Annotated in this window: 23 protein-coding genes; 16 read left to right on the plus strand and 7 right to left on the minus strand. The window is 72.0% G+C overall.

The genetic code is table 11. The features are described from left to right. The first annotated feature begins 51 nt into the window (after nt 1-51). Genes LPC08_RS20550 through allE form a run of 3 tightly spaced genes read left to right on the plus strand, consistent with a single transcriptional unit; the run spans nt 52 to nt 2,800 of the window. A complete protein-coding gene (locus LPC08_RS20550; RefSeq protein ID WP_230450096.1) occupies nt 52-1,614 on the plus strand; it encodes an ABC transporter substrate-binding protein in 1,563 nt (520 codons plus the stop codon). 8 nt (nt 1,615-1,622) lie between these two features. Continuing rightward, a complete protein-coding gene (locus LPC08_RS20555; protein WP_230450097.1) occupies nt 1,623-2,006 on the plus strand; it encodes a RidA family protein in 384 nt (127 codons plus the stop codon). 5 nt (nt 2,007-2,011) lie between these two features. After that, a complete protein-coding gene (allE, locus tag LPC08_RS20560; RefSeq protein WP_230453126.1) occupies nt 2,012-2,800 on the plus strand; it encodes a (S)-ureidoglycine aminohydrolase in 789 nt (262 codons plus the stop codon). 168 nt (nt 2,801-2,968) lie between these two features. On the opposite strand, the gene LPC08_RS20565 is transcribed toward allE, so the two are convergent. From LPC08_RS20565 to LPC08_RS20585, 5 genes are all read right to left on the minus strand, one after another. After that, complete coding sequence (locus LPC08_RS20565) at nt 2,969-4,672, minus strand: electron transfer flavoprotein-ubiquinone oxidoreductase (protein ID WP_230450098.1); 1,704 nt, start codon at nt 4,670-4,672, stop codon at nt 2,969-2,971. A 35-nt stretch (nt 4,673-4,707) separates the two neighbouring features. Continuing rightward, the gene (locus tag LPC08_RS20570; RefSeq protein WP_230450099.1) at nt 4,708-5,643 is read right to left on the minus strand and encodes an electron transfer flavoprotein subunit alpha/FixB family protein; all 936 of its coding nucleotides are present in this window, start codon (nt 5,641-5,643) and stop codon (nt 4,708-4,710) included. A gap of 2 nt (nt 5,644-5,645) precedes the next feature. Then, nucleotides 5,646-6,395, minus strand: a complete 750-nt coding sequence (locus tag LPC08_RS20575; RefSeq protein ID WP_230449511.1) for an electron transfer flavoprotein subunit beta/FixA family protein — start codon at nt 6,393-6,395, stop codon at nt 5,646-5,648. A 55-nt stretch (nt 6,396-6,450) separates the two neighbouring features. Further along, nucleotides 6,451-6,600, minus strand: coding sequence for a hypothetical protein (locus LPC08_RS20580; RefSeq protein WP_230450100.1), 150 nt, complete (start codon nt 6,598-6,600; stop codon nt 6,451-6,453). Nucleotides 6,601-6,693: 93 nt separating this feature from the next. Then, nucleotides 6,694-7,638, minus strand: a complete 945-nt coding sequence (locus tag LPC08_RS20585) for a LysR family transcriptional regulator (RefSeq protein ID WP_230450101.1) — start codon at nt 7,636-7,638, stop codon at nt 6,694-6,696. Between the two features lie 126 nt (nt 7,639-7,764). Between LPC08_RS20585 and LPC08_RS20590 the strand changes: the two genes are divergently transcribed. The 7 genes from LPC08_RS20590 to LPC08_RS20620 all read left to right on the plus strand — a co-directional run bounded on the left by LPC08_RS20590 (nt 7,765) and on the right by LPC08_RS20620 (nt 14,426). Continuing rightward, the gene (locus LPC08_RS20590; protein WP_230450102.1) at nt 7,765-8,304 is read left to right on the plus strand and encodes a thiamine pyrophosphate-binding protein; all 540 of its coding nucleotides are present in this window, start codon (nt 7,765-7,767) and stop codon (nt 8,302-8,304) included. Further along, nucleotides 8,301-8,888 carry a thiamine pyrophosphate-dependent enzyme gene (locus tag LPC08_RS20595; RefSeq protein ID WP_230450103.1) on the plus strand — a complete coding sequence of 196 codons (588 nt, stop codon included), beginning with the start codon at nt 8,301-8,303 and terminating at the stop codon, nt 8,886-8,888. The genes LPC08_RS20590 and LPC08_RS20595 overlap by 4 nt, the downstream gene beginning before the upstream one ends. Nucleotides 8,889-8,958: 70 nt before the next feature. After that, nucleotides 8,959-10,446: an aldehyde dehydrogenase gene (locus LPC08_RS20600; protein WP_230450104.1), complete on the plus strand. Its 1,488-nt coding sequence runs from the start codon at nt 8,959-8,961 to the stop codon at nt 10,444-10,446. Between the two features lie 35 nt (nt 10,447-10,481). After that, nucleotides 10,482-11,510 (plus strand): hydroxyacid dehydrogenase, encoded by a 1,029-nt coding sequence (locus LPC08_RS20605; protein ID WP_230450105.1) that lies wholly within the window; start codon nt 10,482-10,484, stop codon nt 11,508-11,510. A gap of 45 nt (nt 11,511-11,555) precedes the next feature. Next, a complete protein-coding gene (locus LPC08_RS20610; protein WP_230450106.1) occupies nt 11,556-12,533 on the plus strand; it encodes a Bug family tripartite tricarboxylate transporter substrate binding protein in 978 nt (325 codons plus the stop codon). A 110-nt stretch (nt 12,534-12,643) separates the two neighbouring features. Further along, a complete protein-coding gene (locus LPC08_RS20615; protein ID WP_230450107.1) occupies nt 12,644-13,372 on the plus strand; it encodes an alpha/beta fold hydrolase in 729 nt (242 codons plus the stop codon). A gap of 58 nt (nt 13,373-13,430) precedes the next feature. Further along, the gene (locus tag LPC08_RS20620) at nt 13,431-14,426 is read left to right on the plus strand and encodes a Bug family tripartite tricarboxylate transporter substrate binding protein (RefSeq protein WP_230450108.1); all 996 of its coding nucleotides are present in this window, start codon (nt 13,431-13,433) and stop codon (nt 14,424-14,426) included. A gap of 470 nt (nt 14,427-14,896) precedes the next feature. Here LPC08_RS20620 and LPC08_RS20625 read toward each other — a convergent pair whose 3' ends face one another. Next, the gene (locus LPC08_RS20625) at nt 14,897-15,610 is read right to left on the minus strand and encodes a GntR family transcriptional regulator (RefSeq protein WP_230450109.1); all 714 of its coding nucleotides are present in this window, start codon (nt 15,608-15,610) and stop codon (nt 14,897-14,899) included. 173 nt (nt 15,611-15,783) lie between these two features. On the opposite strand from LPC08_RS20625, the gene LPC08_RS20630 reads away from it, so the two are divergent. Genes LPC08_RS20630 through LPC08_RS20655 form a run of 6 tightly spaced genes read left to right on the plus strand, consistent with a single transcriptional unit; the run spans nt 15,784 to nt 22,207 of the window. Then, nucleotides 15,784-16,770 (plus strand): Bug family tripartite tricarboxylate transporter substrate binding protein, encoded by a 987-nt coding sequence (locus tag LPC08_RS20630; RefSeq protein ID WP_230450110.1) that lies wholly within the window; start codon nt 15,784-15,786, stop codon nt 16,768-16,770. A 4-nt stretch (nt 16,771-16,774) separates the two neighbouring features. Beyond that, nucleotides 16,775-17,779, plus strand: coding sequence for a Bug family tripartite tricarboxylate transporter substrate binding protein (locus LPC08_RS20635; protein WP_230450111.1), 1,005 nt, complete (start codon nt 16,775-16,777; stop codon nt 17,777-17,779). A 47-nt stretch (nt 17,780-17,826) separates the two neighbouring features. Next, nucleotides 17,827-19,302, plus strand: a complete 1,476-nt coding sequence (hydA, locus tag LPC08_RS20640) for a dihydropyrimidinase (protein WP_230450112.1) — start codon at nt 17,827-17,829, stop codon at nt 19,300-19,302. Further along, nucleotides 19,299-19,652 (plus strand): RidA family protein, encoded by a 354-nt coding sequence (locus tag LPC08_RS20645; protein WP_230450113.1) that lies wholly within the window; start codon nt 19,299-19,301, stop codon nt 19,650-19,652. Before hydA ends, LPC08_RS20645 begins: the two co-directional genes overlap by 4 nt. Nucleotides 19,653-19,663: 11 nt before the next feature. Continuing rightward, complete coding sequence (locus tag LPC08_RS20650) at nt 19,664-21,241, plus strand: ABC transporter substrate-binding protein (RefSeq protein ID WP_230450114.1); 1,578 nt, start codon at nt 19,664-19,666, stop codon at nt 21,239-21,241. Between the two features lie 27 nt (nt 21,242-21,268). Further along, complete coding sequence (locus LPC08_RS20655) at nt 21,269-22,207, plus strand: N-carbamoyl-D-amino-acid hydrolase (protein WP_230450115.1); 939 nt, start codon at nt 21,269-21,271, stop codon at nt 22,205-22,207. A 665-nt stretch (nt 22,208-22,872) separates the two neighbouring features. On the opposite strand, the gene LPC08_RS20660 is transcribed toward LPC08_RS20655, so the two are convergent. Then, the gene (locus tag LPC08_RS20660; protein WP_230450116.1) at nt 22,873-23,844 is read right to left on the minus strand and encodes a transketolase family protein; all 972 of its coding nucleotides are present in this window, start codon (nt 23,842-23,844) and stop codon (nt 22,873-22,875) included. Nucleotide 23,845: the final 1 nt, after the last annotated feature.

Genomic DNA, 23,845 nt, shown 5'->3' on the forward strand with positions numbered 1-23,845 from the left:
CTTGCCCCCGGAAACACCACACCACGGCGAACCTGCCGGGACCGACCACCCATGCGACACCGTGCGACGCTGCTGCTCGCCGCCCTCGCCTGCGCCCCCGCCGCGACCGCGGCGCTGGGCCAGGAGTTGCGCCTGGGCGTGTCGGCGGAGATCACCTCCGCCGATCCGCATTTCCAGTCTGCCAGCCCGAACAACGCCCTCTGGCGCCACCTCTACGAGCCGCTGGTGGGGCTGTCGGAGACGGGGGAGAGCATCCCCGCCCTCGCCGCCTCCTGGCGCCTGCTGGCGCCCGACCTGTGGGAGTTCACCCTGCGCGAGGGCGCCCGCTTCGCCGACGGCTCGCCGATGACGGCGGAGGATGTGGCCTTCTCGCTGCGCCGGCCGCCCACCGTGCCGAACAGCCCCTCCTCGCTGGCCGTGCATGTCCGCACCATCGCGGAGATCACGGTGGTCGACGACCGCACCCTGCGCCTGCGCACGGCGCAGCCGGACCCGATCCTGCTCCAGAACTTGGCGGCGGTTGCTATCGTCGCGAAGCGCGCGGCGGAGGGGAAGGCCAGCGCCGACTTCGCCAGCGGCGGCGCCGGGCTGGGCAGCGGCCCCTACCGCTTCGTCTCCTGGGTGCCGGGGCAGGCCTGGGTGATCGCGCGCAACCCGCTCTCCCCCGTGCCGCAGCCCTGGGCGCGCGTGACCTTCCGCCCCGTCTCCGGCAATGCCGCGCGCACCGCCGGGCTGCTGGCGGGCGACCTAGATGGGATCGAGCAGGTGCCCACCGCCGACCTGCCGCGGCTGCGCGGCGATGCGCGCTTCACCGTGATCTCCGGCGTCTCCACCCGGCTGATCTACCTCCAGCCCGACACGGCGCGGGAGCAGAGCCCGCAGGTGACCGGCCCTGACGGAGAGCCGATCGCCAACCCGCTGCGTGACCCGCGCGTGCGCCGGGCGATGAGCCTCGCGATCGACCGCCGCGCCCTGGTGGAGCGGGTGATGGAGGGCGAGGCGGTGCCGGCGGGCCAGTTCCTGCCGGACGGCTTCTTCGGCACCTCGCCCGCGCTGCACCCCGACAAGGCGGACCCGGCGGCGGCGCGGAAGCTGCTGGCCGAGGCGGGCTGGCCGCAGGGCTTCCGGCTGGTGCTGGCGGGCCCCAACAACCGCTACGTCAACGACCGCAACGTGATGCAGGCGGTGGCGCCGATGTTGACGCGCATCGGCATCCGCACGGAGGTGCAGGCGGAGCCCTTCGCCGTCTTCATCCCGCGCATGTCGCGGCAGGAGGCGTCGCTGGGCCTGGCCGGCCTCGCCACCGTCTATGGCGACGCGGCGCGGCAGATCGGCGGCGTGGCGGAGAGCTTCGACGCCGCGCGCGGCTCGGGCAACTTCAACTACCTGCGCTATTCGAATCCGGAGCTGGACGCGCTGATGCAGCGGATCCGCACCACGATGGAGCCGGAGGCGCGGCGCGCCCTGACCGCGCGCGCCAGCGAGGTGGCGATGGCCGACCTGCCGGTGATCCCGCTCTACTTCCAGAAGGCGTCCTGGGCGCTGCGGCGCGGGCTGACCATGCCGCCGCACCCGGCCGAGTACACCCTTGCCACCACCATCCGGCCGGAGTGAGCCGAACCATGCGACATCCCGACATCGACCGCACCCCGGGACCCTTCGCCAACCGCTCCCGCACCGTGACGCACCGCCTGCCCGGCGGGGGCGGCACGGTCTGGGCCCTGGCCACGGCGCGCGACAAGGCCGCGGGGGTGGAGGCGCAGACGGAGGACCTGCTGGCGGTGATCGACGGCTACCTGACCGCCGCCGGCACCGACCGCTCGCGCCTGCTGCGCGCCGAGGTGTTCATGGCCGACCTGTCGCAGAAGGCGGCGATGGACGCCGCCTGGACGCGCTGGCTGCCCGGGGGCTGCGGCCCCGTGCGCAGCGCGGTGCAGACGCCGATGCCGCCCGGCGACCTGGTGGAGATCATCGTCACCGCCGCCCTGCCCGGAGAGCCCGCGTGAGCCGCATGCAGATCCTTCCCCCCGGCATCGCCGGGCACAACCGCACCATGGTGACGCCGCACTACGCGGTGATGCCGCCCGAGGGCATCCTGCCCAGCCGCCTGCCGGGCTTTGCGGGCACGGCGATCCACTTCCACACCAGCCCGGCGATGGGCGCGAACTTCGCCCAGGCGCTGCTGGCGATGGAGCCGGGCGGCGGCACCACGGGGCCGCGCGAGGACGGGCTGGAGCATTTCCTCTACGTGCTGGAGGGCGAGGCGGAGCTGGGCGCCGACGGCGAGGCGCGGGTGCTGGGCGCGGGCGGCTTCGCCTATACCCCCGCCGGCCGGGCCTATGGCATCCGCGCGGTGGGCGGCCCGGCGCGGGCGATCTGGATCCAGCGCCCCTACATCCCCGCCCCGGGCATCGCGCCGCGCGGCGCCTTCCTCGGCCATCGCGACGCCGTGCCGCGGGTGAACAAGCACACCCAGGGCCGGGCCTGGCAGGCGCTGCTGGGCGAGGCGGACCTCGCCATGGACATGGAGGTGAACATCCTGTCCTTCGCGCCGGGGAACTACTTCCCCTTCGTCGAGACCCACATCATGCAGCACGGGCTGTATATGCTGGAGGGCCAGGGCCTCTATCTGCTCGGCCGCGAGTGGCACGAATGCTGGGCGGGCGACTTCATCTGGATGGGTGCCTACGTGCCGCAGCAGTTCTATGCCACCGGCTGGGGCGAGACGGCCTACCTGCTCTACAAGGACGTCAACCGGGACGTGGTCTTCCCGGGCCGGCAGGGGCAGGCCGGCCGCTGATCCGGCGCCGGGCCGGCGTCATCGCGTCGCCACCGGCATCGTTCGCCGGTACTCCGTGCCCGTCGCGAACGGCTTCCGGATGGCACGATCGAAGCCAGTGGAGATGGAGGCGTTGATCCCGCTGCGGGCGCGCCTCCTTTCCGCTTCACTTCCGTCCGCGCGTCGCCCTCACATGCCGCCGATGTAGTTGGGTCCGCCGCCGCCCTCGGGGGTGTGCCAGTCGATGTTCTGGCTGGGGTCCTTGATGTCGCAGGTCTTGCAGTGGACGCAGTTCTGCGCGTTGATCACCAGGCGCGCGGCGGCGTCGCCCGCCTCGACCTCGGCGCTCTGCCCGCCCGGCGCCTCCAGCGCCTGGGCGTCGGGCTCGCCCTTCAGCACGCGCTCCGCCTCCGGCCCCACCGCCTCGTAGACGGCGGCCGGGCAGTAGCGGCTCTCGGGGCTGCGGAAGCGGTCCCAGTTCACGGCCTTCCAGCGCGCCGGGTCCTTCAGCACCAGATGGACCGGCTGGTCCTCCTCGTGGTTGGTGTTGGACAGGAACACGCTGGACAGCCGGTCGAAGCTCAGCACCCCGTCGGGCTTCGGATAGGCGATGCGCGGGCTCTGCGCCGCATCGCGCAGCGTCTCGTGGTCCGCGTGGTGCTTCATCGTCCAGGGCGCGCGGCCCTTCAGGACGTAGGTGTCCAGCGCCGCATGGGCCATGCCGCCCCAGAAGCCGAGCTTGGCGAAGCCCGGGCGGATGTTGCGCACGCCTTTCAGCTCCTCGGCCACCCAGGAGGACTGGATCGACCGCGGATAGGCGTCCAGCACCGCGCGCCGGTCGCCGGCCAGCGCCTCGGCCGCGGCTTCGGCCGCCAGCATGCCCGTCTTCATGGCCAGGTGCGTGCCCTTGATCTTGGGCACGTTCAGGAACCCCGCCCCGTCGCCGATCAGCGCCCCGCCGGGGAAGGCGAGGCGGGGGATGGACTGCCAGCCGCCCTCGTTCAGGGCGCGGGCGCCGTAGGCGATGCGCTTGCCCCCCTCCAGCATCTTCCGCACCTCGGGATGCGTCTTGAAGCGCTGGAACTCGTCGAAGGGGGAGAGCCAGGGGTTGGGATAGTCCAGCCCCACCACGAAGCCGGTGGAGACCAGGTTCTCGCCCAGCATGTACAGCCACGACCCGCCATAGGTGTCGCGCGGCAGCGGCCAGCCGACGGAGTGCCACACCAGCCCGGGCGTGTGCCGCTCCTTCGGGATCTCCCACAGCTCCTTCATGCCCAGCGCGTAGGTCTGCGGCCACGCGTCGCGGCGCAGGTCGAACTTGGCTTCCAGCCGCTTGGTCAGCGAGCCGCGGCAGCCCTCCGCGAAGAGGGTGTAGGTGGCGCGCAGCTCCATCCCCGGCTGGAAGTTCGGCCCCTCCTCGCCGTCGCGGGCGATGCCCATCACCCCGGCGACCACGCCCCGGACCTGCCCGTCCTCGAGGATGGTCTCGGAAGCCGCGAAGCCCGGATAGACCTCCACGCCCAACGCCTCGGCCTTCGCGCCCAGCCAGCGGCAGACATTGCCCAGGCTGACGATCCAGTTGCCGTGGTTGTGCATCTGCGGCGGCGTGGGCAGCCTGAACGCCCGCCTCTCGGTCAGCAGCATGAAGCGGTCCTCGCCGGCCGGGGTGGCGAGCGCCGGCGGGTCGTCGCGCCAGTCGGGGAACAGCTCGTCCAGCGCGCGCGGCTCCAGCACCGCGCCGGAGAGGATATGGGCGCCGATCTCGCTGCCCTTCTCCACCAGGCAGACGCTCAGCCCCGGCGAGACCTGCTTCAGCCGGATCGCAGCGGCCAGCCCCGCAGGGCCACCCCCCACCACCAGCACGTCGAATTCCATCGCCTCCCGGTCGGACATGGCTCAGCGTCTCCGTATCTGGTGCTTCCCGAAGGTCAAGCCGCCTTGCCCAGTTCCGCTTCGAGTTCTGGGATGATCTTGAAGAGGTCGCCGACGAGGCCGTAGTCGGCGACCTGGAAGATCGGCGCCTCCTCGTCCTTGTTGATGGCGACGATGACCTTGCTGTCCTTCATCCCCGCCAGGTGCTGGATCGCCCCCGAGATGCCGAAGGCCATGTACAGCTCCGGCGCCACGATCTTGCCCGTCTGCCCCACCTGGTGGTCGTTGGGCGCATACCCCGCATCCACCGCCGCACGGCTCGCCCCCACCGCCGCCCCCAGCCGGTCCGCGATCTTGTCCAGCAGGTGGAAGTTCTCCGCCGAGCCCATCGCGCGCCCGCCCGAGACCACCACCCGCGCCGCCGTCAGCTCCGGCCGCTCCGACTTCGCGATCTCCGCCCCCACGAAGGAGGACACGCCCGGATCCGCCGCCCCCGGCGCCGCCTCGATCGCGGCCGATCCCCCCTCCGCCGCCACCGGGTCGAAGGAGGCCGCGCGCACGGTGATCACCTTCTTCGCATCCGACGACTTCACGGTGGCCAGCGCGTTGCCCGCATAGATCGGCCGCACGAAGGTGTCCGCATCCACCACCGCCGAGATGTCGCTGACCGGCTGCACGTCCAGCAGCGCCGCCACCCGCGGCATCACGTTCTTGCCCACCGCCGAGGACGGCGCCAGCAGGTGCGTGTAGCCCGGCGCCAGCGCCACCAGCAGCGCCGCCACCGGCTCGGCCAACTGGTGCGCATAGGCCTCGCCCTCGGCCAGCAGCACCTTGGCCACCCCGGGCAGCTTCGCCGCCGCCTCGGCCACCGCGCGGGGACCGGCCACCAGCAGGTGCACCTCCCCCCCGATCCGCTGTGCCGCCGCCACCGCCGAGCGGCTCGGCTGGATCAGGGCGCGGCCGTCGTGATCGGCCAGGACCAGCACGCTCATCGTCAGATCACCTTCGCTTCGGTCTTGAGCTTGCCCACCAGCTCGGCCACCGAGCCCACCTTCACCCCCGCCTGCCGCTTCGGCGGCTCCTCCACCTTCAGCGTCGTCAGGCGCGGGGCGGCATCGACGCCCAGATCAGACGGCTTCACCGTCTCGATCGGCTTCTTGCGCGCCTTCATGATGTTGGGCAGCGAGGCATAGCGCGGCTCGTTCAGCCGCAGGTCCGTCGTCACCACCGCCGGCAGGGCCAGCCTCACCGTCTCCAGCCCGCCATCCACCTCCCGCGTCACGGTGGCCGCCCCGTCCGCGATCTCCACCTTGCTCGCGAAGGTCCCCTGCCCGCGCCCCAGCAGGGCGGCCAGCATCTGCCCCGTCGCGTTCATGTCGTCGTCGATCGCCTGCTTGCCCAGCAGGATCAGCCCCGGCTGCTCCTTGTCGACCAGCGCCTTCAGGATCTTGGCCACCGCCAGCGGCTCCACCGCCTCCGCCGTCTCCACCAGGATGCCCCGGTCCGCCCCCATCGCCAGCGCCGTGCGCAGCTGCTCCTGCGCCTGGGACGGACCGATCGAGACCGCCACGATCTCCGTGGCCGCGCCCTTCTCCTTCAGCCGGACCGCCTCCTCCACCGCAATCTCGTCAAACGGGTTCATCGACATCTTGACGTTGGCGGTCTCCACCCCCGTCCCGTCCGTCTTCACCCGGACCTTCACGTTGTAGTCCACAACCCGCTTCACAGCGACCAGCAGCTTCATCAGACCGTGCCTCGTCCCGCTTCCTTGCCAGACCCCGTGCGGGGCCGTCATGCGCTCAGCAGCCGCGCGGCATCCCCAGCACGTGCTCGCCCGGATGGAACAGCATCAGGTTCGTGCTGATCGGCGCCACCCGGCAGACGCGGGCGCAGAGTGTGGCGACCTCCTCCCGGATCTCCGCATGAGGGTCGACAGGCATCTCGGTCATGGACGTGTTCCGGGTTCTGCTGTGTGGCTGGCTGATGCGGCCGGATCATGCCACCAGACGCGATGTATCGCATCGACAATTCTTGTCGATCATCTATGCCGATATTCTATCTCCTTCGAGCAGCCGGCCTTCCCACACCCGCTCCTCCACCATCGCCGCCACCTCCTGCCGCAGCACCGCCTCGAAGCGCTGCACCGCCTTGGAAGCCCGTCGCCCCTGCGGCCGTGCCACCACCAGCTTGCGCGACAGGTGCGGGTCCACGACCGGGGAGGCGCCGAGCAACCCGGCCGACACCTCCTCATGCACCGCCGCGAGCGGCAGCACCGTCGCGCCCAGGCCCCTGGCCACCAAGCCCTTCAGGATTTGCAGGGCATCGGCCTCCACGGGGATGCGCAGCGCAAGGCCCAGCCGGCCCGCCTCGCGCTCCACCAGGATCCGCAGGCCGTGCTGGGGCCCCGGCAGGATCAGCTGGTGCCGCACCAGCTCCGCGAAGGGGATCGCGTGGTGCGGCCGGGACTCGCCGCCGGCGCGCGTGATCAGGTAGAGATTCTCCATCAGCAACGGCGAGAAGCGGATGTTGCTCCCCTGCTCGGAGCCGTAGACCACCGCGACGTCCAGCTCGCCGCTGTGCAGCCAGTCCAGCAGATAGCCGCTGAAGGCGGTGACCACCCGCAGCCGCACCTCCGGGTAGAGTTGCAGGAAGCGCTCGATCAGCCGCGTCGCCAGCACGTCGCCGACGGTGGGCGGCACGCCCAGGATCACCCGCCCCCGGACCGCGTCCGCCTCCTGCAGCAGGTCGGCGCGCGTCTCCTCGATCTGCCGCAGGATGCCGCTGACCCGTTCGCGCAGCATCTCCCCGGCCGGGGTTAGCACCATGCCGCGCCCGTGCCGGACGAAGAGCGGCACCTTCAGCTCCTCCTCCAGCAGTCGCATCTGGCGGCTCAGCGCCGGCTGGGCGATGCGCAGCCGGTCGGACGCCTTGCTCAGGCTTCCCAGATCCGCGACCTGCTGGAAGGTGTTGAGCTGCCGAAGATCCATGAAACGATATAATCCGTGGATATCTCCTTGAGCAAGATTGTCGTTCCGCAAAAGGTCCGCTCTCCCCTAGAAGCAAGGGACAGGGGGCGTCCCATCACGGCCGCGCCCGCCGCGATGAGGAAGCGCATGGTCTCGGAAGCACCGCCCGCTGGGGCACCGGCCTGGCAGCGGGACGTCTTCGACGTCCTGAAGGCCGCGAAGGTTCGGCACGTCGTCTATGTCCCCGATGCCGGGCATGCGACCGCCATCCGGATGGCCGAGGCCGACGAGGACATCCACGCCGTCGTCCTCACCACCGAGGAGGAGGGCATCGGCTACCTCGCCGGCGCCTGGCTCGGCGGCGAGCGCGGCGCGCTGCTGATGCAGTCCAGCGGCGTGGGCAACTGCATCAACACCCTGGGCCTCGCCGCCTGCGCCCGCTTCCCGCTGCTGATGGTGGTGACCATGCGCGGCGACTGGGCGGAGTTCAACCAGTGGCAGAACCCGATGGGGCAGGCCACCGAGGCGGCGCTGCGGCTGATGGGCGTCATGACCTGGCGCGCCGACGACCCCAGCGACGTCGCGCCCCTGCTGCGCGGCGCGGCCACCATGGCCTTCGAGGGCGACTCCGCCTGCGCCGTCCTGCTCGGGCAGCGTCTGATCGGCGAGAAGGAGTGGGTGAAGTGACCCCCGGCGGAACCCTGGAGCGGCGCGCGGTCGTCTCCGACCTGTTGCAGGATCGCGGCGACCTGCTCGTCGTCACCGGCCTCGGCTCGCCCTCCTACGACGTGATGGCGGCGGGCGACCACGACCTCAACTACTACCTCTGGGCCGCGATGGGCAGCGCCATGACGGTGGGCCTCGGCCTCGCCACGGCACAACCCGACCGCCCGGTGATGGTCGTCACCGGCGACGGCGAGGCGCTGATGGGCTTCGGCGCGCTGGCCACCATCGCGCTGCGCAAGCCGCGCAACCTCTCCATCGTCATCCTCGACAACGGCCATTTCGGCGAGACGGGAATGCAGCCGAGCCATGCCGGCCAGGGCATCGAGTTCACCCGCGTCGCCCAGGCCTGCGGCTTCCCGGTGGTCGACCTCGTCACCGAGCGCCAGGGCGTGGAGCCGCTGCGCCGTCGCGTGCACGCGAAGGAGAGCCTGAACCTCGCCGTGGTGAAGATCGCCGCGGTCAACCTGCCCCGCGCCCTGCCGCCGCGCGACGGCGTCTACGTCAAGAACCGCTTCCGGATGGCGCTCGGCCACCAGCCGGCGTGACGCCGCCCGGGCCGGGGCCCGCCGCGACGGGCAGGCCCCGGCCCCAGCACACGAGAAGGGGAGGTCAGGAATGGGCGACATCCGGCGCTACCGCAACACGGTGGACGGCGAGCCGCGCGAGGGCAGCGGAGGCGACTGGATCGCGTCGCAGAACCCTTTCACCGGCGAGACCTGGGCGGAGATTCCGCGCTGCACCGCCCGGGACGCGGCGGAGGCGGTGGAGGCCGCGCATCGCGCCTTCCACCAGGGCGCCTGGCCGGCCCTGACGGCCACGGCGCGCGGCAAGCTGCTGCGCCGCCTGGGCGATCTGATCCTGCGCGACGCGGAGACGCTGGCGCGGATCGAGGTGCGGGACAACGGCAAGCTCTTCGCCGAGATGCACGGGCAGCTCCGCTACATCCCGGAATGGTTCCACTACTACGGCGGGCTGGCGGACAAGATCGAGGGCGGCGTGCTGCCGCTCGACAAGGCGGAGATGTTCGCCTTCACGAAGCACGAGCCGCTGGGCGTCGTCGTCGCCATCACGCCCTGGAACTCGCCGTTGCTGCTGCTGGCCTGGAAGCTGGCGCCGGCCCTGGCCGCGGGCTGCACCGTGGTCATCAAGCCCTCCGAATTCACCTCCTGCTCGACCCTGGCGCTGATGGCGCTGATCGAGGAGGCGGGCTTCCCGCCCGGCGTGGTGAACACCGTCACCGGCTATGGCGCGGAGATCGGCACGGCGCTGACCGAGCATCCGCTGGTGGCCAAGGTCGCCTTCACCGGCGGCGACGCCACGGGGGCCGCCGTCTACGGCTCCGCCGCGAAGGGGCTGAAGCACGTCACGCTGGAGCTGGGCGGCAAGTCGCCCAACATCATCTTCGACGACGCGCGGATCGAGGATGCGGTGAAGGGCGCCATCTCCGGCATCTTCGCCGCCTCCGGCCAGACCTGCATCGCCGGCTCGCGCCTGCTGGTGCAGCGCTCCGTCTATGAGGAGGTGGCGAACCGCGTCGCCGCCTTCGCCGGCACCGCGCGGCTGGGCGACCCGATGGAGCTGGAGACCCAGGTCGGCCCCATCACCACCCTGCCGCAGCGCGAGAAGGTGCTGTCCTACATCGACATCGCCCGGAGCGAGGGCGCGCGCTGCCTGCTCGGCGGCGGCACGCCGGAAGCGCCCGGGCTGGCCCGGGGCTGGTTCGTGGAGCCCACCATCTTCGCCGACGTGACCAACACGATGCGCATCGCGCGAGAAGAGGTGTTCGGCCCGGTGCTGTCGATCATCCCCTTCGAGGATGAGGCGCATGCGGTGGAGATCGCCAACGACACGATCTACGGCCTGGCCGCTGGCGTCTGGACCGGCAGCACGCGGCGCGCCTTCCTGATGGCCGACCGGCTGCAGGCCGGCACCGTCTGGGTCAACACCTACCGCGCCGTCAGCTTCATGGCGCCCTTCGGCGGCTACAAGCGCAGCGGCATCGGGCGGGAAAGCGGCCAGGACGCGATCTACGAATATCTCCAGACCAAGACGGTGTGGATGAACCTCGCCGAGGGCGTCCCGAATCCCTTCGTGCTACGCTGACAGGAATTAAGGCCAACGCGCCGGGGGGAGGACAGGTGGGTTCCAGCAAGATCGTGGCGCGTTTCGACCTCTGGTACCATCCGGCCATGGCGGAGCGCTTCGCCGCCGAGCCGGGGCTGGAACTCCTGACCCTGCCCCTGGCGGGCGAAGACCCGCTCGCGCAGCTCTCCAGGGCGCATGCCTACCAGATCTCCTCCGCCAAGGACGAGCTGCCGCGCCGCTGGTTCGCGGATGCGGCGCTGCTGCGGGACTGCCCGCGGCTGCTCTGCGTCTCCACCAACGGCGCCGGCTACGACACGGTGGACGTGCCCGCCTGCACCGGGGCCGGGGTGCTGGTGGTCAACCAAGCGGGGGCCAACGCCCAGGCCGTGGCCGAGCACACGCTCGGCCTGATGCTGGGCCTGACCAAGCGCATCGTGGAAACGGACCGGCTGCTGCGGTCCGGGCGCGTCGCCTCGCGCGAGGATCTGATGGGGCAGGAGCTGGCGGGACGCGTGCTCGGCCTGGTCGGGATCGGTCATATCGGGCGCCGCGTCGCAGGCATTGCCGCGGCCTTCGGCATGACGGTGCTGGCCACGGACCCGAACCTTCCGCCCGGTGAAATCCGGCGACGTGGCGCCGAGCCCGTCGCCTTCGACGCGCTGCTGGCGCGCGCCGACGTCGTCTCGCTGCACTGCCCGCGCGGGCCGTCGACACTGGGGCTGATGGACGGCGCCGCCTTCGCCCGCATGCGGCCCGGCGCGCTCTTCGTCAGCACCGCGCGCGGCGGCATCCATGACGAGGCCGCGCTGGAAAGCGCGCTCCGCTCCGGGCATCTCGGCGGTGCCGGGCTGGATGTCTGGGAGGTGGAGCCGCCGCCCGCCGACCACCCGCTGCTGGGCCTGCGCAACGTGGTCGCGACCTTCCATACGGCGGGCGTGACCGGCGAGGCGCGGCGCAACATGGCACTCTCGGCGGCAGGGCAGGTGATCGCCGCGCTGCGCGGCGACAGGCCACCCCACATGGTCAATCCGGAGGCCTGGCCGGCCTTCCTGGAAAGGCGCGCCCGGATCCTGGGGGCCTGACGCGCCGCGACGGCAAACCACAACGACATGCCCGGAGGAAGCAACATGAAGGTCCAACGACGCGCGTTCCTGCAACTGCCCGCCGCCCTCACCCTGGCCGGCCCGGCCGCCGCGGCCGATGCCTGGCCCAGCCAGCCGATCCGCTTCATCTGCCCCTTCGCGGCCGGCGGCCCCACCGACGTCGCCGCCCGGCTGGTCGCGGATGCGCTGGGACCGGTCCTGCCACAGCGCGTCGTCGTCGAGAACCGCACCGGCTCGGGCGTGGTCATCGGCACCGAGGCGACGGCCAAGGCGCCGCGCGACGGCTACACCTTCCTCTACAGCACGGTGGCGCATGCCGTGCTGCGGCCGCTCTTCCCCAACCTCAGCTTCGACCCGGTCAAGGACTTCCAGCCGGTCGCGCTGGTCGGCACCATCCCGATGCTGCTGATGGTGAACAAGGACGTCCCCGCGCGGAACCTCCAGGAGCTGATCGCACTGTTCCGCGCCTCGCCCGGCAAGTTCAACTACGGCAGCTCCGGCGCGGGCGGGGCGGTGCACCTGGCGACCGAGCTGTTCCTGCAGCAGGCCGGCAACCTCAAGGTGAACCACATCCCCTATCGCGGCGCGGCGCCGGCGATGCCGGACCTGCTGAACGGCAACCTCACCATGTTCCTCAACGTCGCCTCGGACGGCGTGACCAGCGTCCAGCGCGGCCAGACCCGGGCGCTCGCCGTCAGCGCGTCGCACCGCCTGCCGCAGCTTCCCGACGTGCCGACCTTCGGCGAGGCCGGTCTGGCGGGCTTCGAAGCCTATACTTGGCACATGCTCTTCGCACCGGCCGGCACCCCGATGCAGATCGTCCAGGGCATGAACGCGGCCGTGAACCGTGTGATGGGCGAGGAGCGCATGCGCCAGCGCTTCACGGAGATGACCATCGAGCCGAACGCCGCCTCGACGCCGGAAAGCGCCGCGCGATGGCTGCAGGCCGAGATCGCGAAGTGGGAGCCGCTGGTGCGCGCGGCCGGCATCACGGCCGGCTGAGGCGGGCCCGGGAGAGCGGTGATGCGGCGGATCGGCCGGGGTCGGTGGCGCGGAGAGGCGATGCCGGGGCCCCGTGGCCTCGGGTCTGACATGGGAACGAGGCAACCGGGATGACCGCCCCATCTCCATCCGGCGACAGGCCCGGCCTGCTCCTGCTTCCGGGCCTGATCTGCGATGCGGCACTCTGGCAGGCCCAGCTCGGCCCGCTGGGCGAGGTTGCGCGCGTGGCGGTGGCGGACCTGACGCTGGACGACAGCATCGCCGCCATGGCCGCGCGCGCCCTCGCCGCCGCGCCGGACCGCTTCGCCCTCGCCGCGCTGTCGATGGGCGGCTACGTCGCCTTCGAGATGCTGCGCCAGGCGCCGGAGCGCATCACGCGCCTGGCGCTGCTGGACACCAGCGCCGCCCCGGACAGCGCGGCGCGGGCCTCGCAGCGCCGCGCCGGCATTGACTCGCTGCATTACGGCCGCTTCGCCGGCGTGACCCGGCGGCTGCTGCCGCAGCTCGTGCATCCTGCGCTGGTGGACGGGCCGGTGGGCGACATGCTGCGGGCCATGGCGGCCCGGGTGGGCGGAGAGGCCTTCCTGCGGCAGCAGCAGGCCATCCTGGGCCGCGTCGATTCACGCCCGCTGCTGGCGGAGATCCGCATCCCCACCCTGGTCGCGGTGGGCGATTCCGACGTGCTCACGCCGCCGGCCGAGGCGCTGGAGATGCATCTGGGCATCGTCACATCGCGCTGGCACCTGTTCCGGCGATGCGGCCACCTGCCGCCGCTGGAGCATCCCGACGAGACCACCCAGGTCCTGCTCGACTGGCTGTCATGGCCGGTGGAAGGATGAGCGCCGGCGGCCGCCCGCCCGGCAGCGACCCCATCGGAATCAACGGAGGAGGAACCCCATGCACCGACGCTCCCTGCTCGCCGGACTGGCCCTAGGCCCGACGGCAGCCCTGCCCCGCCCCGGCCTGGCGCAGGGCGCGGCCGGCGGCTGGCGCCCCTCGCGCCCCGTCACCATGCTGGTGCCCTTCGCCGCGGGCGGGCCCACGGACGTCATGGCCCGCCTCCTCGCCCTGCGCATGTCCGAACGCCTCGGCCGGCCGATCGCGGTCGAGAATGTCGGCAGCGCCGGCGGCATCGTCGGCACCCAGCGCCTGGCCCGGGCCACGCCGGACGGCCATACCTTCGGGCTCGGCCACATGGGCACCCATGCGGCGAACCTCTCCTTCTACCGCCGCCTCCCCTACGACCCGGTCGCGGACTTCGAGCCGATCGGGCAATACGCCACCAATCCGATGATCCTCGGCGTGAACCCCTCCGTCGCCGGCAATGCCCAGGAGCTGCTGGCCTGGATCGCGGCGCATCCTGGCCAGATGATGGTCGCCAATGCCGGCAACGGCTCCGTCTCCTATCTCGGCGCGCTGCTCTTCGACCGTGTCTTCCAGGCCAAGGCGACGCTGGTGCCCTATCGCGGCGCGGGGCCGGCGCTGCAGGACACGGTGAACGGCGTCACCCATGCGGTGGTGGACCAGGCGCTGACCGTCATCCCGCAGGCGCAGTCGGGCGGGCTGAAGGGCATCTGCGTCACCGTGCCGCGGCGCCTGCCGCAGCTTCCCGACCTGCCCAGCTCTGCCGAGATCGGCAAGCCGGAGTTCGACATCGCCGTCTGGAACGGCGCCTTCGTCCCGAAGGGGACCCCGCCCGAGATCGTGCGCTCCCTGGCCGCGACGCTGAGCGAGACCCTGGACGACGCCCTGATCCGCGAGCGCTTCGCCACCCTGGCGGTGGAGATCCCGCCCGCCGCGGAGCGTGGCCCGGAGCCGCTGCGCCGCCTGATCGCGAGCGAGATCGTCCGCTGGCGCCAGGTCGCCGCCGATGCGGGGGTGACGCCGGAGTAACGACGGAACAGGAGGGCGCCATGCGGCCGATACAGCGGGGACAAGCTGGGCCGCGTCATACCGGCGGCGGGATGACCTGACCTGTGGCGCCGTGGTGTTCCGGCGGTGGACCGGGAGGGGACGCCGTCCCCTCCCAGACCCTCCCCTGCCGGGGCCACAAGCGGGCCCCGGTCCCCGCTGGGAGTTGGCTCTCCGTGGTAGGTATCAGCCTGCGGGCTGATCCCGGGGAGAGCGCGGACAGGCGGGCCTCCAGAAGAGATCCAGAAGGCGTCAGCGAGGGCTGAGGCCGGTCCCGCCGAGGAGCATGGCTCCTCGGCGCTGTGACCCCTTATCCGGCTGTCCCGCGGCAGCGCCCACCGGGTCCAGGGCCCGCAGGGTCCTGGCGGAGTGGGGGTGCGGGGGCGAGGCAGCGCCTTGCCCCCGGGGCATGGGCGCCAGACGGCAGACGTCAAGGCATCGCGCCGCGCGGATCAGTAGGCTGGCCTGTATCGCATGAGGCGTTCCGAGAGGTCGGTCGTCGAGCGATCTGACCTCGGCTCAGAAACCCTGGAGCCAATGCTGCGGAGATGGCGGTCCATCACGTTGGCGGCCTCAGCGACGTCTCCAGCATCGAGCGCGTCGACGATCCTCTGGTGTTCGTTGACGGAGGAATGCGCGTCCTCGGCTCTCGCCGGCCCCCGGCTGGCGAGGACCAGGGAGGAGCGGAAGACGAGTTCTTCCACGTAGCGCCGCAGCACGCCCGGCGGGTTGAACGAGGCGAGGAGGAGGTGGAACTCGCCGCCGAGGCGGATCGCCTCTGGCTTGCCGATCGCCGCCCGGTGCAGGACGACGTTCTCACGCAGCAGCCCGATCTGGTCCACGGTCAGGCTGTGGCCGATACGGCCGAGCAGCAGCACCTCCAGGCTGGCCCGGGTGGCGAAGACCTCCTCCGCCTCGGCCTCGCCCGGCATCGCAACGGTATTGCTGCGATTGGCCCGGACCTCCACCAGCCCCTCGCCGGCGAGCTGCGCCAGGGCGCCGCGGATGACGGTGCGGCTTACCCCGAAGGCCTCGGCGAGGGTGGCTTCGGGCAGGCGCGTGGCAGGGGGAAGCGCGCGTTCCAGGATCGCGGCGCGCAGGGCCTGGCGGATGCGGTCCACCCCCTGGCCGTCGCGGCTTTTCGTCGTGTTGTCGGCGGAGGCCATCGGGGACGATGTCCTAGAGGATCGTGACCGAAAGAGAAGCGGCAGAATGATGCTTGAAAGTGTATCCAGTAAGATTTAGGAAATGGATACACTTTGGGTAACCAACCCGGGGAAGCGGGCCGAACCCGCCCACGCCAGAGCGCATGACCCTGACTGCCGTTTTGGAGAGCCTCATGCTGTCTCGCCGTCTCCTGCTCGCGGCCCCCGCCGCCCTGGCCGGTCCCGCCCTGGCCGCGCCCGCGCTGGCGCAGCCCGGCACTTGGCCCACGCGCCCGGTCCGGATCATCGTCCCCTTCCCGCCCGGCGGCTCCCAGGACGTGCTGACGCGCATCCTGGCCGAGAAGCTGGGCGAGCGGCTGCGCCAGAGCTTCGTCGTGGAGAACCGGGCCGGGGCGAACGGCCTGATCGGGCTCGACACCGTCGCGAAGAGCCGGCCCGACGGCCACACCTTCGGCGTGGGCGGCGTCGGGCAGATCGTCATCGCCCCCTACCTCTATTCCATGCCCTTCGACCTGCGGCGCGACCTTGTGCCGGTCGCCATGGTCTGGGACTACGCCAACGTCGCCGTCGCCGCGCCCGAGCATCTCCACGTCCCCGACCTGGCGGCGCTGGTCGCCTGGGCCAAGGCGCAGCCGCAAGGCGTGTTCTACGCGATCTCGAGCGTCGGCACGCCGGGGCATCTCTGCACCGCGCTGTTCTGCGAGCGGGCGGGCATCAAGGGCACGCACATGGCGGTGCGCGGCGGCGCGGGCATCCAGCTCGCGCTGACCCAGGGCGAGGCGGCCTTCACGCTGGACGGCGGCGTGCCCGCCTTCGCCGGGGCGATCCAGCAGAAGGCGCTGAAGGCCTTCGCGGTGACCAGCGCCGAGCGCTGGCCGGGGATGGAAGACGTGCCCACCATGGCCGAGGCGGGCTTCCCCGATTTCGTCATCACCGCCTGGACCGGCCTCATGGCGCCGACCGGCACGCCGGCCGAGGCGATCGCCATTCTCCAGGCCGCGATCGAGGAGATCGTGAAGGACGCGCCGACCCGCGCCCGGGCTTTGGCGGCGGGCGGGCGGCTGCTCAGCGCCCCGCCGGCGGCGGTGCAGGCGCGCATGGAGGCCGAGGGGCCGCTGTGGCGCGACATCATCCAGCGCACCGGCACGAAGGTGGAGTGAGGCGATGCGGCCCGTCCTCCCCGCCGCCGGCACCGTCCCGGCAGCGTCCCGACGCCTCCTGCTGGGCGCCGCGCTCGGCACCCTGGCGCGGCCGGCCATCGGCCAGCCGGCCTATCCCTCGCACCCTGTCCGCATCGTCGTGCCCTTCCCGCCGGGCGGGGCGCTCGACGTCCTCACCCGCATCCTGGCGGAGAAGCTGACGGCGCGGCTCGGCCAGTCGGTCGTGGTGGAGAACCGGGCTGGCGCCGCTGGCCTCGTCGGGCTCAACGCCGTCGCCAAGGCGCCGCCCGATGGCTACACGCTGGGCGTGGGTGTCGTCGGCTCCCTCCTCATCAACCGCTTCCTCTACCGCATGCCCTTCGGGCCGAACGACCTCGCGCCCATCGCCCTCACCTGGGACTACGCGAACGTCGCCGTCGCCTCGCCGAAGCATGTCGCGGCGCCGGACCTGAAGGCGCTGGTCGAATGGGCCAGGGCGCAGCCGGGCGGCATCTTCTATGCCATCTCCAGCGTGGGCACGACCGGCCACCTCTCCACCGCGCTCTTCTGCCAGCGCGCCGGCATCACCGCCCAGCACGTCGCGGTGGGCGGCGGCGCGGGCATCCAGCTCGCGCTCACCCAGGGCCAGGCCGCCTTCACCCTTGATGGCGGCGTGCCGGCCTTCGCCGGGGCGATCCGGGGGGGCGAGCTCCGCGCCTATGCGGTGACCAGCGCCGAGCGCTGGCCGGGGCTGGACGAGGTGCCGACCATGGCGGAGGCGGGCTTCCCCGATTTCGTCATCACCTCCTGGACGGGCTTCGTCGCCCCCGCCGGCACGCCGCGCCCGATCATCGACCGGCTGGCCGCCGCGCTGAACGAGGTGACGGAGGACGAGGATGCGCGCCGCCGCGCCTTCGCCATCGGCGGGCGGCTGATCCGGTCGACACCCGAGGAGATGCAGGCGCGCATGGAGCGCGAGGCGCCGATCTGGGAGGGCGTGGTCCGCAGCGCGGGGGTGAAGGTCGAGTAGCCCGCCGGGCCGGCGCTGCCGGCCCACCGCCCCCTCAGGAAGGCCGAATGATGACCCCCGAGACCTATGACCTCGTGATCCGCGGCGGCACCGTCGTGACCGCCGACGCCGTCTCGCGCTGCGACCTCGCCATCCTCGATGGCCGGGTCGCGGCGCTCGGGCTGGGGCTGCCGCCGGGGCGGGAGGAGATCGACGCTACGGACCGGCTCCTGCTGCCCGGCGGCGTCGATACCCATGCCCATGTGGAGCAGCCCTCGGACCCGCCGCTGGTCAATGCCGACAGCTTCGAGAGCGCCTCGGCCTCGGCGCTGGTCGGCGGCACCACCAGCCTCGTCTGCTTCGCGCGCCAGCCCCGGGGCGGCTCGCTGCGCCGGGCCGTGGACGACTACGCGCCGCGCGTGGCGCGGAGCCGCATCGACGTGGCGCTGCACCTGATGATCACCGACCCGCGGCCGGAGGTGATGGAGGAGGAGCTGCCGGCGCTGGTCGCCGAGGGGCACCGCTCGGTCAAGATCTTCCTCACCTACGACGGCCCGCGCGTCTCGGACGGGCAGGCGCTGCGCGTGCTGGCGGCGGCACGGCGGCTCGGGGCGCTGGTCTGCGTCCATGCCGAGCATCACGAGCTGATCGAGTTCCACAAGCAGGCCCTGCTCGAGGCGGGCCTGACCGCGCCGAAATACCATGCCTGGGCCAAGCCGATCCTGGTGGAGCGGGAGTGCATCCACCGGGTCGCGAGCATGGCCGAGGCGCTCGACGTGCCGGTGCAGATCTTCCACGTCTCCGGCGCGGAAAGCGCCGAGGAGGTGGAGCGCTTCCAGCGGCGCGGGCTGAAGCTCTGGGCCGAGACCTGCCCGCAATACCTCGTGCTGACGGCGGAGGATCTCGACCGCCCCGGCATGGAGGGCGCGAAGTTCCTGTGCAGCCCCGCGCCCCGGAGCCGGGCGGACCAGGAGGCGCTCTGGGCGGCGATCCGCCGGGGCGTCATCGCCAACGTCTCCTCCGACCACGCCCCGAACCGCTTCGAGGGGCCGGACGGCAAGCTGGCGCATGGGCGCGACGCGCCCTTCACCAGGATCGCCAACGGCGTGCCCGGCCTCGCGGCGCGGCTGCCGATCCTCTTCAGCGAGGGGGTCTCCCAGGGACGCATCGGGCTGCGGGAGTTCGCCGCCCTCTCCGCCGCCAACCCGGCGCGGCTCTTCGGCCTCGCACGCAAGGGCAGCCTGGCCGTGGGCGCCGATGCCGACATCGCCATCTGGAATCCCGACCGGCGCGTCACCCTCACCAACGCGCTCATGCAGCACGGCTGCGACTACACGCCCTACGAGGGCATGGAGGTGCGCGGCTGGCCGGAGACGACCCTGCTGCGCGGCCGCCTGGCCTGCGTCGACGGGACCGTGCTCGCGCCCCCCGGCGCCGGCGCCCTGCTGCGGCGGGACGCCTATCCCTTCATCGCCCCGCGCGGCGTCTTCCCCGGGCCCTTCGACCCGGTCGCGGCGCGGCCCGTCCCAGGAGCAGACGCATGAGCGGCATCGAGAGGCTGCAGAAGAAGGGCTTCCTGTCCATCGCCGTCCGCCATGGCGGCGGCGTCTACGTCTCCGGCCTGACGGCGGACGACCTCGGCGCCGGTATCGAGGGCCAGACGCGCGAGACCCTGGCCAAGATCGACGCGGCGCTGGAGGCGGCGGGCAGCGACCGCTCCCGCCTGCTGAGCGCCCAGGTCTGGCTGAAGGACATCGCCGACCGGAACGCGATGAACGCGGTCTGGTCCGCCTGGCTGCCGGCGGGGGAGCCGCCCGCGCGGGCCTGCGTGCAGGCGGAGATGGCGCGGCCGGAATGCCTGGTCGAGATCATGGTCACGGCCGCGGCCGGTTGAGGGGGAGCGGGATGCAACGCCGGATTTTCTTCACGGCAGCCGCCGCCACGGCGATGCTGGCACGGCCCGCGCTGGCCGCCGCGCCCAATGCCCTGCGCTTCGTGCCGCAGGCGAGCCTGGGCAACATGGACCCCATCTGGGGCACGCAGATGGTGGTGCGCAACGCCGCCATGCTGGTCTGGGACACGCTCTACGGCATGGATGCCGACCTGGTGCCGCGCCGCCAGATGGTGGAGTCGGAGGAGGTGTCGCCGGACGGGCTGACCTGGCGCTTCCGCCTGCGCGAGGGCCTGCGCTTCCACGACGGCGAGCCGGTGCTGGCACGCGACGCGGTCGCGAGCCTGGAGCGCTGGTCCGCGCGGGATTCCATGGGCCAGATGATCCGCGCGCGGCAGCAGGAGCTGGTCGCGGTGGATGACCGCGAGTTCCGCTGGACGCTGCGCCAGCCCTTCCCGCGCATGTTGCAGGCCCTGGCCAAGATCGGCGCCCCCTGCACCTTCGTGATGCCGGAGCGGATCGCGCGCACGGACCCCTTCCGGCAGATCGGTGAGATCGTCGGCTCCGGGCCGCTGCGCTTCGAGGCCGATGCCTGGGTGCCCGGCGTGTCCGCCGCCTTCAGCCGCTTCGCCCAGTACCGGCCGCGCGAGGAGGCGTCGTCCTGGCTCGCCGGCGGCAAGCGTGTGGCGCTCGACCGGGTGGAATGGGTCGTCATGCCCGATCCCGCCACGGCGGCGGCGACCCTGCAGAACGGCGAGGTGGACTGGTGGGAAGCGCCGCTGCCCGACCTCGTGCCGCATCTGCGGCGCCGGCGCGACGTTCGCGTGGACATCGCCGACCCGCTCGGCAATGTCGGCGTGCTGCGCATGAACTGCCTGCATCCGCCCTTCGACGACGTGCGCATCCGCCGCGCCGTCATGGCAGCGATCGACCAGGCCGACTACATGCAGGCGGTGGCCGGCAGCGACACGGCCATGTGGCGGCGCATGCCCTCCTACTTCACCCCCGGCACGCCGCTCTACACCGAGGCCGGCGGCGAGATCCTGCGGGACGGGCCGCGGCTGGAGGCGGCGCGGCGGATGCTGGCCGAGGCGGGCTATGACGGCCGCCCGGTCGTCATGCTCGTCGCCCAGGACAACGCCATCACCAAGGCCCATGGCGACGTGACGGCGGACCTGCTGCGGCGCCTCGGCATGAACGTCCGGGACGTCGCCACCGACTGGGGCACGGTCGCCACGCGCCGCGCCAGCCGCGAGCCGGTGGAGAAGGGCGGCTGGAGCATCTTCTTCACCTGGTTCAGCGGCGTCGATTGCGCCACCCCCGCCGGCTACAACGGCCTGCGCGGCCATGGCGCCGAGGCCTGGTTCGGCTGGCCCTCCGTGCCGGCGATCGAGGCGGCGCGCGACGCCTGGTTCATGGCGGGCGACGCGGCCGCGGAGAAGGCCGCCATCGACCGCCTCAGCCGCGCGGCCATGGACGGCGTCCCCTACATCCCCACGGGCTTCTTCCTCGCGCACCAGGCCTGGAGGAGCGGCGTCAGCGGCATCGAGAAGGCGCCGCTGCCGCTGTTCTGGAATGTCTCCAAGGCCTGACCACACCACCGCATCGGGAACATCGTCATGGAACGCATCGTCAGGGTCGCCGCCGCGCAGATGGGCCCCATCGCCAGGGAGGAGAGCCGCGCCGAGGTCGTGCAGCGCCTCGTCGCGCTGCTGCGCAAGGCCAAGAGCTTCGGCGCCGAGCTGGTCGTCTATCCCGAGCTGGCGCTGACCACCTTCTTCCCGCGCTGGGCGATGGAGAATCCCGAGGCCGCGGACGGCTACTTCGAGACCGCCATGCCCAACCCGGCGGTGCAGCCGCTGTTCGACGAGGCGAAGGCGCTGGGGATCGGCTTCTACCTCGGCTATGCCGAGCTGGCCGAGGAGGAGGGACGCCGGCGCCGCTTCAACAGTGCGCTGCTGGTGGAGCGCGACGGCCGCATCATCGGCAACTACAGGAAGGTGCATATCCCCGGCTACAAGGAACAGGACGCCGCCGGGCTGCGCACGAACTTCGAGAAGCGTTTCTTCGAGAACGGCGATCTCGGCTTTCCCGTCTTCGAGGGTTTCGGCGGGACGATGGGGATGCTGCTCTGCAACGACCGGCGCTGGCCGGAATCCTACCGCGTCATGGCCCTGCAGGGGGTGGAGCTCGTGATGGTGGGCTACAACACCGGCGCGGTGCGGCGGAACCAGGTCGGCAACCACGCCGCCGCCCTGCAGCCCGCGCACCAGCCCAGCATGCACAACCACCTGGTGATGCGGGCGGGCGCCTATCAGAACTGCTGCTGGGTGGTGGGCGTCGCGAAGGCGGGCTACGAGGAGGGCGAGGACCTGCTGGGCCAGACCTGCATCATCGCGCCGAGCGGCGACATCGTCGCCATGGCTGTGGGCGTGGGCGACGAGGTGGTGGTGGCCGATTGCGACCTGGAGGCGGGGCGCCCCTACCGGGAGACGATCTTCAACTTCGAGGCCAACCGGCGCATCGAGCATTACGGCCTGATCACCCAGCGCCGGTAGCTCGGCCTTGCGGCACGGGGCCGCCCACACAAGTCTCGGAGCCGGTGGCTGCTACCGCCAGATCCAGGTCGTCTTGCGTCCCGGGATTGATCCCGTGGCGCCGGGCGAGCCTCCTCATACGCGCGGCGCGATGCGCTGACGTCTGCCGGACTGGCACTCGTGGCCCGGGGGCAAGGCTCCGCCTCGCCCCCGTACCCCCACTCCGCCAGGACCCTGCGGGCCCTGGACCCGATCAGCGCTGCCGCGCGGTGGTGGTGACGGGGTCGCGGCGCCGAGGAGCCATGCTCCTCGGCGGGTACGGGGTCCGCGCTCGCGGACGCCTATGGCACTTTATTCGGAGTCCCACCGGTCCGCGTTCCGTCAGGATTCATCCTGCAGACTGACGGCAGCCACGGAGTGCCAAACTCCCAGCGGGGACCGGGGCCTGCTTGTGGCCCCGGCAGGGGAGGGTCCGGGAGAGGACGGCGTCCCCTCCCGGTCCACCGCCGGAACTCCACAGCACGACGGGTCAGGACAGTCCGCCGTCCGTATCAGGCCCTCTTGACCATGCTGTATCGCCCGACGGATCGCCCCTGTCTGCGGGCGTTCCGGTGAAGAAGCTGGCGCATGGCGCGCCCTGCCACGCCCGCGGGAAGACTGCGCCGCCGGACTCTGAGATCAAGGATCTAGACCAGGGCGGCGAAGCGGCGCGCGATGGCGGCCGGTGAAAGGCCATACATCTCGAAAAGATAGGGGGCGCTTGCGCCCTCGGCGAAGACGTCGGCGACGCCGAGGCGGGCGAATCGCGCCGCATGGCCGGACTCCGCGATCACCTCCGCCACGGCGGAGCCGAGGCCGCCGATCACCGAGTGGTTCTCCGCCACCAGCAGCGGCCGCCCCTCGGCCGCCAGCGCCCCGACCAGGGCCGCGTCCAGCGGCTTGATCGTGGGCAGGTTCACCAGACCCGCCTGGATGCCCTGGGCCGACAGGATGTCCAGGGCCTCCAGCGCCAGGGCGACCATGACGCCGCTGGCCAGGATCCAGCCGTCGCGGCCCCGGCGGACCACCTGCCCCTTGCCAATGGGCGGCATGCTCTCCGCCTCGAACAGGAGCGGCAGGTCGCCGCGCTTGATGCGCATGTAAGCCGGCCCCTCATGCGCCGCCATCGCCGCCAGCATGGGCGCGACATGGGAGGCGCAGGCAGGTTCCATCACCACCATGCCGGGCAGGGCCCGCATCAGCGCGATGTCGTCCGTCGCCTGGTGCGTCGGGCCGCCGGGCGAGGTGAGACCGGGCATGAAACCCACCAGCTTCACGTTCGCACGGGGATAGGCGATCTGCAGCGTCACCTGGTCGAAGGCACGGCGCGAGGCGAAGACGCCGAAGGTGTTCACGAAGGGGATGTCGCCGCTTCGCGCCATGCCGGAAGCCACGCACATCAGGTTAGCCTCCGCGACGCCGAGGTTGAAGAACCGCTCGTGCAGGCGGTCGCGGAACAGGTCGGTCTCGGTGGGGCCGGTCAGGTCGGCCCCGAGACAGACGATCCGGGGATCAGACAGCGCCAGGTCCAGCAGCGCGCGGCCATAGGCCTTGCTGGCGGTGGGCGTCCCGTCGCGCCAGACGGCGGCGGACTGGGCGATGGTGATGGGTGCGCGCACG

Origin of the sequence: Roseomonas sp. OT10 (genome assembly GCF_020991085.1) — a bacterium.
Lineage (GTDB): Bacteria > Pseudomonadota > Alphaproteobacteria > Acetobacterales > Acetobacteraceae > Roseomonas > Roseomonas cutis.